Genomic DNA, 7507 nt, shown 5'->3' with positions numbered 1-7507 from the left:
TGGTCGGGACGGTGTGATTCGAACACACGACCCCTTGCACCCCATGCAGGAATGCGAACCGTGCAAAGCGTTGCACAATGCGGGTCTTGAAATAGTTTGTCTAATATACAGTGGTAGTCAAAGCTGCTTGAATGCCTTATGTAGCGTGGTTGCTACTTTCGATATTAGACAGATTTCCACGGCAGTTTTTGCTCAATCGACGACCGTTCTGGTACCGATTCCTTGATGTAAATATCAGACGTTTTGCCTGACGTATGTGCCAGTCTTGTCTGGATCGCTTGCCGCTGTTCGCCTGATTTAGCGGCATCGGTGGCACCCAGCGCGCGTAAGTCGCGGAACTGAATACGTTCGTGTGGCGGTGAATCCTTGCCGATTCCGAGCCGATCACGGGCGCGGTCCCACATTGAGAATAAACCACTTTTACTGTATGGCTCACCCTTCATAGTTGGGAACAGGTACGGGGTAATCAGGGGCTGGCCATTGACCTTGTATCCCTTTTTGATCGCACGTGCCCGGTCCAGAACTTCCTGAATTTGAGGGGTGATAACTATGTCGACGGTCTTACCGCTCGACTTGGCGGTCTTGCTTGGCTTGAAGCGAATATATCCGTCGACGATCTGGGATTCTTTGAGTGTCCGGACATCGATTGCGCGCTGCCAAAGCAGATAGGCGATGTCGATCAGGCAGCAGAACATCGGTCCGCTGGCTGTCGGATATGTAGCGCCAGTGCTTTTACGTGGCGTGCTTGTCATACCGGCTGTTCTGATTGCCTGCACCTGGTCATGCGTCGGCAGCACCTCGCGGCGCACGGTCTCATAGTTGGATAGGTCGATCTGGTCTAGCGGGTTATCGTGGCGCAGGCCGAGTTCGGAAATTACGTACTTGAACAGGCGGCGCATAAGGGCGACGTATTTCTGTGCGGTGTTAGGTTTGTCGGCAAAGTTGGTGCGAATAAAGTCTGCGCAGGATTTTGTAGTTACCTGCGCCGCGGCGAAATCCTCAAAGGCGGTGGCAATGGTTTCCAGATACTGCTTATAGGTGGCCTGTGTCTCGACGGAGTAGCGACCTAGCTTGTGCAGTCGGAACTGATCGCAGACATAAGGCATGCTGCCGGTGAGTGACTTCTTATCCTGCAGCAGTGCACCCAGTGCCAAGAGCATGGCCGACTCGCCAGCAGCTTCCGGCGCCAGAGTAATCCAGCGCTTTTGCTTACCGTCTTTGGGGTCGGTGATCAGTTCGGCAGAGTAAAAGCGGTACGCGCCGTTCTTCAAGTACACGCGGCGCGGCAGTCCTTTCCCGGTCTTTCTGGCTCGGTTCATTTGCGGATAGGTTTCAGTTTTGGCTCATCGGTAGGCGCTACTGTAGCAGGGTGCACCATATGCATACGCAGCACCAGGACGCTGTTATCCGGCCGACGGCGTGCCGGAATGCCCAGACTCTTGAGCACTTCCATCTGCTTGGTCGGGCGTGCGTAACCGGTGATTTCGTGGATCTCGATGTCTGAAAGTGCGAGGTCTGTCATGGCTATGCCTCCGTCGATGCTTCAATTTTCTGCGCTGCCTTCTTGATCATGCTGTTGAACCAGCGGCGAATACAGTAAGAACGTGCAATGGATATTGCCGTGTAAATCAGTCCAAGTTTCAGGTTTGTGGCTGCGGACAGATGCCATCCGAACAGCGGAAAAATCAGGGCGTTCGCTGAAAAGTTGATTGCGAACCCGATCAGCACGTTGATGATGGCTTCGATCAAGGATCCTCGTTTTGATTGGCTCACGGCTTCACCCCATCGGCTTGCGGTTGCGCGGTAGGGGCGGCATACAAACGATTGAATTCATCGACCGCTTTGCGAACGCCAGTTTCCGCATCGTCTTCGTCTTCTGTCAGGCCGTAGTCGTTGTAGAAAGTGAGAGTCCACATCGATGTCAATCCATCGGTAACGCCATCGTTTCTAAGTGCGGCTACCTCGTTTGCATGCATCAGGTTGCCATCCGCACGAACGTGGCGGATTGTCCAATCAGCATCTTCAAAAAGCCACTTCAGAACCTTGGCATCGTCATCACGCACTGCCGCCACATCAGCCGGTGCCGATGCTAGTGTTTCGCCTTTTAACCAGCGCTCACCGTTTTCTATTTCATCTGCGTTGTACTCATGCAATGGCAGTTCCGAACGATCCCCTACATATGCGCCTGTTACCGACGGTTGCGAGGCGAGCAGGGCGCGGGCTTGCCACGCCTCCCAGCAGCTCAAAGTGTAGCCATCAACATATACAGAGCCATCGCCATGCCATTTATTGGTGTTGTAGCCTTTACGAACGCACCATTGTTCAAAGGCTGCGCGCTCATCCGTCAGCGCCTTGGCTTGTACTGGCTGATTGGTGGAGTGCCGCGCCATTAATTCAGCCGACAACTGCGGGTGCGTGTCCCTGCAAGCCTCGCCATAGGCGCGAAGGGCGGCAGGGGCATGCGGATCGTGATCAACGTCCAGAACGAAGTATTCGCAGCCATAGTGCTTTCCGCCCGGCGCATCGCTACCATCTACGCGGCTCACGTCGAACTTGCGGAACAAGCCTTGTGCCTCTGCTGGCTTCGATGGGTCGCGCTCTGGCAGGCTGGATGTCGGCACACTACTGGCGGCTACCGGCTGTTGAGGGGCGGCGTTAGGCTTGCAGCAACCGTGACCTTCGTTCTCAGGGCACGAAGAAGGATCGCCGCTGCATTCCGGATAGCCAACTTTCCGTATTGCCTTTGCCGACACTGCTTCCTTGTCGCCGTCTAGGTTTTTGATTGTCATATTTATTCCATCCATTTAACGCAACCGGCTGTTTCACAAGCTGCACGTATGTGACCGTTCCAATTCGACTGCGAGAGGTGCAGCTGTCCATTGCATGCAGGACATTCGATGACTTCCTCTTTACCGATGGGAAGCTTTTTGCGCCACACATCCACCACCTTTAAAACTGTCTTCACTTTTTCCATGTATGCATCGCATTCGGCTTCATATGCGGCGACTTCTTCGGCTGTTGGAACTTGGTAATGTGGGCATTGCTGGACACCGGCGCCGGTACGACCAGTACACGGGATCCGAAGTGCACTTCCAAATTCAGATTCACCGGCAAGATCGATATAGTTCACATGTTTAAGACATGCATCGTGCTGAATGCCGGTGAAGTGGATGCAACGATCCTTCATGCTGGTTCCTTCTGCTGTTGTTCACTCAATTGGCGTTTTAATTCCACAATCTCGGCCTTCAGCTGATCAATCTCTGGCTGCCTAAAGGCTTTACCTTCCTCATACGCCTGGCGAATTTTCTTGGCTTCGGTTGTCATGGTTTCAAGTTGCTGTTGTAGGGTGCCGGTTACGTCTCCGGCGCGGGCTTTCACCGCCGTGTTGCACTCCAATGCATGGCTTTGCTTTTACGCGGAACTGTGTTGCTCCATGCTTCCCCGCGTGTTGGTGGCCGGTACTGATTTCTTCCGGCCTGACTGGACTCCAACCAGCCTAAGTTTCACGACGGTGCGATGTTCTGCCTTCGGGTGTCGATTCACCAGCATCAAACGGGTCTGACCGTACCGCCGTCTCCAGCGAACTAGGCTTTCACCTCCGGTCCCTGAACTACATCAGGGGTTTTTTCCCGCACTTGAGCGCATCAGCCTGCGCATTCACCAACAAAGCAAGGGGCTGGACACCAACCCAGCATGAGACTGTCTGACGTCTCTCGCATATCACGCCCGCACAAAGCTGGTAGCGGGTGACAATTTTCTTCCCCGGTTTATAGTCCCGGCATATTTCCAGTTTTGCGTGCTCTGCGTAACTACCTTCCACGCCGCCCTTGCTTTCTTGGTGCTGCTATTTGCCGTCTGGATCACCGCCCGGCCACGGAATATGAAGAGACCCCGGTCCAGTGGGGAATACGATTACTCGACTGGTGCAGGCTGGCCGCTGAACTGCGCTTCGGCCTCAGCCTTGGTGGTTTTCTTGCTGGTGCGCGCACCTTTCAACAGGTCGCCTTCTTCCTGCGGCTTCAGCGGTTCAATCACCAGGTCGATGTTTTGCTGAATGCGATCGCACAACAGGCCGACATGCGCGGTTTCTGGATGGACAATTGCGCGAAACATGACCAGGACCGTGCCGCCGTTCTGCGGCATGAAGCTGAATTTATCCAGTTTGGTATCGGATAAAGTGATGTTGCTGTCACCGCCAAGGCCGTAATCAATGACCAGCTTGTTACCGGTGGTTTCGTAGTCCCATTTGAAGCCGGACATTTTCGGGAAGCGTGGCGACGTGGCTGCGTCCGGATCCGCTTGCTCTGCCAGATCAGGGTCGTCTGGTTTCTTGTAGAGCAGGGCGGCCAGTTCTGGATCGAAGTGACTCAGCACGGAAGCAGGGCATTGCGCTTCGAATTTGAGGTCATACGCGGCTTTACGTTCTTCGCCGTGAATTTCTGCGCGCGGATTAACCGACGCGAGTTTGACTTGCTGATTGATTTTAAAAGGTTGCATCTTGATTTTCCTTTTCGGTCAGGTATGTGGAATACGGCAGGCGAATCATTTGGTGGAACAGGTGCTGCGCTACTTTGCTGGTGTCGATTTCCCGACGGGATTTCACGTCGCACATGGCTCTAACGGCGCGTACTGCTGTGCGCTCGTCAGACACCCCCAGAAACTGCTGGAATACAGCTTCCTTGCAACGCAGGGCTAGCCATGTGCTTATGCGTTTCATTAGGCAGCGATCTCGAAACGGTACTCGCGGGCAACCACTGCAATGTGATTGCTGATTGCCAGGCAGATGCCGCCGAAGTCTTCTTCGTGGTACAGCTTTGCGCCTTTCTCGATCGTGGCAGTGAAGCCAAGACCAGCAAGGAACTCAGCATTTACGGTGAAGCCCAAACGCTCACAGATCTGACCGAGGCGCAGAGTCGGTGGCGTGGCCACGGTAGGTACATGGGCAGGCTGCTTCACCGGTTCAGACTTGACCGCCGCTGCAACCGGTACCGGCGCAGATTCAGCTTCGGGTACTTCGGCTTTCGCGGCTTCTTTTTTGCGTTCGTCTTCTGCTACGCGTTCCTTGTGTTCGCTGATACGGGCAGTGATGACGGCTTGCAGATCATCTGCGGCTTTCATGACCAGCAATGAGGTATCGGAAAACAGGAATGCGTAATCCATTGCCTGTTCGCGCAATGCCTTCAGATTGATTTCGATCTTGTCCGCAATGGCGTTGGCTTCGATCTTGGCCGTGGCTAGCGTGGTGCTGACGGCATCACGCAGGCTGGCCACAGTTTTCTTACCGCGCATTGCGCCAGCGAAGTCAGCCGTAATGTTTGGCATGTAGGGCTTGCCGAGCCGCGCATTCAGGTGTGCAATATGGTCGCGCAGGGCGTTCACACCTTCGTTATAGATGTCGGTGCGTACTTGCTCTTTACGCGCCTTGACCAGCTTGTCTAGTTCCAGACGGGTATTACGCGCTTCAGCCGTGATGTCATCTATGGCCTTAAACAGCACGTCAATCGATTCGGTTTGGCTCAGGGCGTGCGCCTTGGCAGCCTTCAGGCGGTCTTCAACATCGCCGCACCATTTCACGGTTTTCTCGGCATCGGCAAAGTCTTGATCTGTTTTCAGGTCACGATTGATGCCGGCGAATACTTCCAGCGCGTGTTCCTTGAACTGAACCAGGTTGCTGGCTGTGACCATGCCGGTGACTTCAATTCGCAGTGATGGCAGCGATTCAGGCGTGCGGCCAACTGATTCGGCTTTTACATCCGGCGGCGTGTATGTTTCGAGATCTTTTTCGAATTGCTCCCAGCCTGCGCGGATCCGTTCGAACCATTGCTGACTTGGTGGCACGGCCATACAGACCATCTTGTCCGCTGTGCCATCGGACACCGTGAAGAAAACCTTCTTACAGCCAGTGACCATCATGATCTGCTGACATTGCGGCATGTATTCGTCAGGCAATTCACAGTTTTTTACAGCTGCTGCAAGTTCCTCGTTCCACAGCTTGTGTTCGAAGGCGATGTCTTCGCCCATAGTCAGGCCGTCGCAGGATGCAGACAGCAAGCCTTCCGAACAGGTGACAGGGAAAAGGTCTTCGCCTATTTCTTCTTCGACAAGCGGACGCGCCAGCGCTTCGACTTCGTGGCCTTTGTCCAAAATTCTTTCCTGAACAAATTTGCTGAATTCTTTAGCGTTGCCTGTCCACTTCATGTGCAGCAGTTCCGAACGTTTCACCTTTGGCGACAGCCCGAGCATGGCAGCGGCTTCGCTTGCGCCAAAGTGATTCAGTCGGAATTCGTCCCACTCTGGGGATCCTTGTACGAGGTCGTGAGTCTTCATTCGATTAGCCTTTCGTGAGTCGTTCGAGGTTTGCTTGATAGACTTCGGTCAAAAATTGAACGTCGTCCGGGTCTTTCATGTCGCGGATCTGATCAGCCAACGCGTGCAAGTCATCCTCGCTCTCTGCTTTGTCCATCTGGATTTCGAGTGGATGCTTTTCTGTTGCGTCATGGCCTTCGTTCTCGATGACCGTGGCTTGCTTTATGTTGAGAATCTGTTGCCTTTGCACGTCCGACAGAGTCGCTTTGCTCTGGACGGTGGCAATGATCTGGTCAGGTGTTTTCTTGCCGTCGGTGATCAGCTTCGTCCAGGCAGGGAGATTTTTTGCAAACTGTTCGTCTGCATACGCCGGCCGCTCAGTGCGGGATGTACTCACTTCCTGAGCGTTGCCCATTTCGCGAGTGACCGGACCGGCGTCGACCAGTTCATCATCCGTGTAGACACCAAGAATTGCACCAGGGCAGTACAGGCGCGCCCAGTTCTTGACCTGCAGATAGCCCATTTGCTGCTTAGGATTTGTCTTCCACAGTGGCGAGTTTTGGGTTGTGACGTCGATTTTCTTCAGCCATTCGCCCCAAGTGACATCGGTGTTGCCGTGAAGGACGGCACCGACGCGGCATTCCAGATTGTTGGCTTCGCCTTTGTATTCGTACTGAAAGGCACCTTTGATCGCGCCGGAGGATTGAATGACGGCATTAACCAGTTGCGCTTCGTAGCCCAATACGCCGTTTACCAGGTGCGTTTTCTGTGCGACGGCGAAGGGATTCATGCCCCATTGCGCGGCCTGCATCGAGATTGCCAAGCAGTCGGCTGGTTTGCCTTGCAGATGCTTAGGAACAGTGACGGCTGATTTGGCCATCATTTCGGAGAACGAAACCAGCGCGCGCATATGCTCTGGATTCATCATCATTGCCGCAGAAGCAACGGCAATTGGGTTTTCTTGCGTGGTAGTAGTAAGTTGACTCATTGCTTTTTGCTCCAGTTGTTGACGATGTTTTGAACGGAAGCCAGCTTTTCCTGCTGCTGGCAGTGTTTGCAGTTGCACGTTTGCTCTATACGCAGACGGGCAGCGGATGCGGTCTGGCGCGCACGCTCAAGCGGACTCAGCGGCGGGAAACCGAATTGATTGCGGCCAATCTCGGACATGGTTCGTGTGGTTTTCATGCTGGCCTCAGAACGT

Annotated in this window: 11 protein-coding genes; all 11 read right to left on the bottom strand. The window is 54.1% G+C overall.

What is annotated here, in order from left to right:
* Nucleotides 1-164 precede the first annotated feature (164 nt).
* The 11 genes from DBR37_RS01770 to DBR37_RS01720 all read right to left on the bottom strand — a co-directional run bounded on the left by DBR37_RS01770 (nt 165) and on the right by DBR37_RS01720 (nt 7491).
* The gene (locus tag DBR37_RS01770) at nt 165-1277 is read right to left on the bottom strand and encodes a tyrosine-type recombinase/integrase (RefSeq protein WP_158610215.1); all 1113 of its coding nucleotides are present in this window, start codon (nt 1275-1277) and stop codon (nt 165-167) included.
* A 38-nt stretch (nt 1278-1315) separates the two neighbouring features.
* Complete coding sequence (locus tag DBR37_RS01765) at nt 1316-1522, bottom strand: DUF4224 domain-containing protein (RefSeq protein WP_124572576.1); 207 nt, start codon at nt 1520-1522, stop codon at nt 1316-1318.
* Nucleotides 1523-1524: 2 nt separating this feature from the next.
* Entirely contained in the window at nt 1525-1749 is a 225-nt protein-coding gene (locus tag DBR37_RS01760; protein ID WP_233588246.1) for a hypothetical protein, read from the bottom strand.
* 20 nt (nt 1750-1769) lie between these two features.
* On the bottom strand, nt 1770-2789 hold the full coding sequence (locus DBR37_RS01755) for a hypothetical protein (protein WP_124572574.1): 1020 nt from the start codon (nt 2787-2789) through the stop codon (nt 1770-1772).
* 2 nt (nt 2790-2791) lie between these two features.
* Nucleotides 2792-3187: a hypothetical protein gene (locus DBR37_RS01750; protein WP_124572573.1), complete on the bottom strand. Its 396-nt coding sequence runs from the start codon at nt 3185-3187 to the stop codon at nt 2792-2794.
* Nucleotides 3184-3378, bottom strand: a complete 195-nt coding sequence (locus DBR37_RS01745; RefSeq protein ID WP_124572572.1) for a hypothetical protein — start codon at nt 3376-3378, stop codon at nt 3184-3186. The genes DBR37_RS01750 and DBR37_RS01745 overlap by 4 nt, the downstream gene beginning before the upstream one ends.
* Nucleotides 3379-3912: 534 nt before the next feature.
* Nucleotides 3913-4497 carry a hypothetical protein gene (locus tag DBR37_RS01740; RefSeq protein WP_124572571.1) on the bottom strand — a complete coding sequence of 195 codons (585 nt, stop codon included), beginning with the start codon at nt 4495-4497 and terminating at the stop codon, nt 3913-3915.
* Entirely contained in the window at nt 4484-4717 is a 234-nt protein-coding gene (locus tag DBR37_RS01735; RefSeq protein ID WP_124572570.1) for a hypothetical protein, read from the bottom strand. The genes DBR37_RS01740 and DBR37_RS01735 overlap by 14 nt, the downstream gene beginning before the upstream one ends.
* Nucleotides 4717-6327 (bottom strand): YqaJ viral recombinase family protein, encoded by a 1611-nt coding sequence (locus tag DBR37_RS01730; RefSeq protein WP_124572569.1) that lies wholly within the window; start codon nt 6325-6327, stop codon nt 4717-4719. The genes DBR37_RS01735 and DBR37_RS01730 overlap by 1 nt, the downstream gene beginning before the upstream one ends.
* A 4-nt stretch (nt 6328-6331) precedes the next feature.
* Nucleotides 6332-7294, bottom strand: a complete 963-nt coding sequence (locus DBR37_RS01725; protein WP_124572568.1) for a RecT family recombinase — start codon at nt 7292-7294, stop codon at nt 6332-6334.
* Nucleotides 7291-7491: a hypothetical protein gene (locus DBR37_RS01720; protein ID WP_124572567.1), complete on the bottom strand. Its 201-nt coding sequence runs from the start codon at nt 7489-7491 to the stop codon at nt 7291-7293. Before DBR37_RS01720 ends, DBR37_RS01725 begins: the two co-directional genes overlap by 4 nt.
* Nucleotides 7492-7507: the final 16 nt, after the last annotated feature.

The organism is Herminiimonas sp. KBW02, assembly GCF_003852535.1.
Taxonomy (GTDB): Bacteria; Pseudomonadota; Gammaproteobacteria; order Burkholderiales; family Burkholderiaceae_D; genus Oxalicibacterium.
Note: the sequence above shows the minus strand (reverse complement) of the source record. Positions and strands in the feature narration are given on the sequence as shown.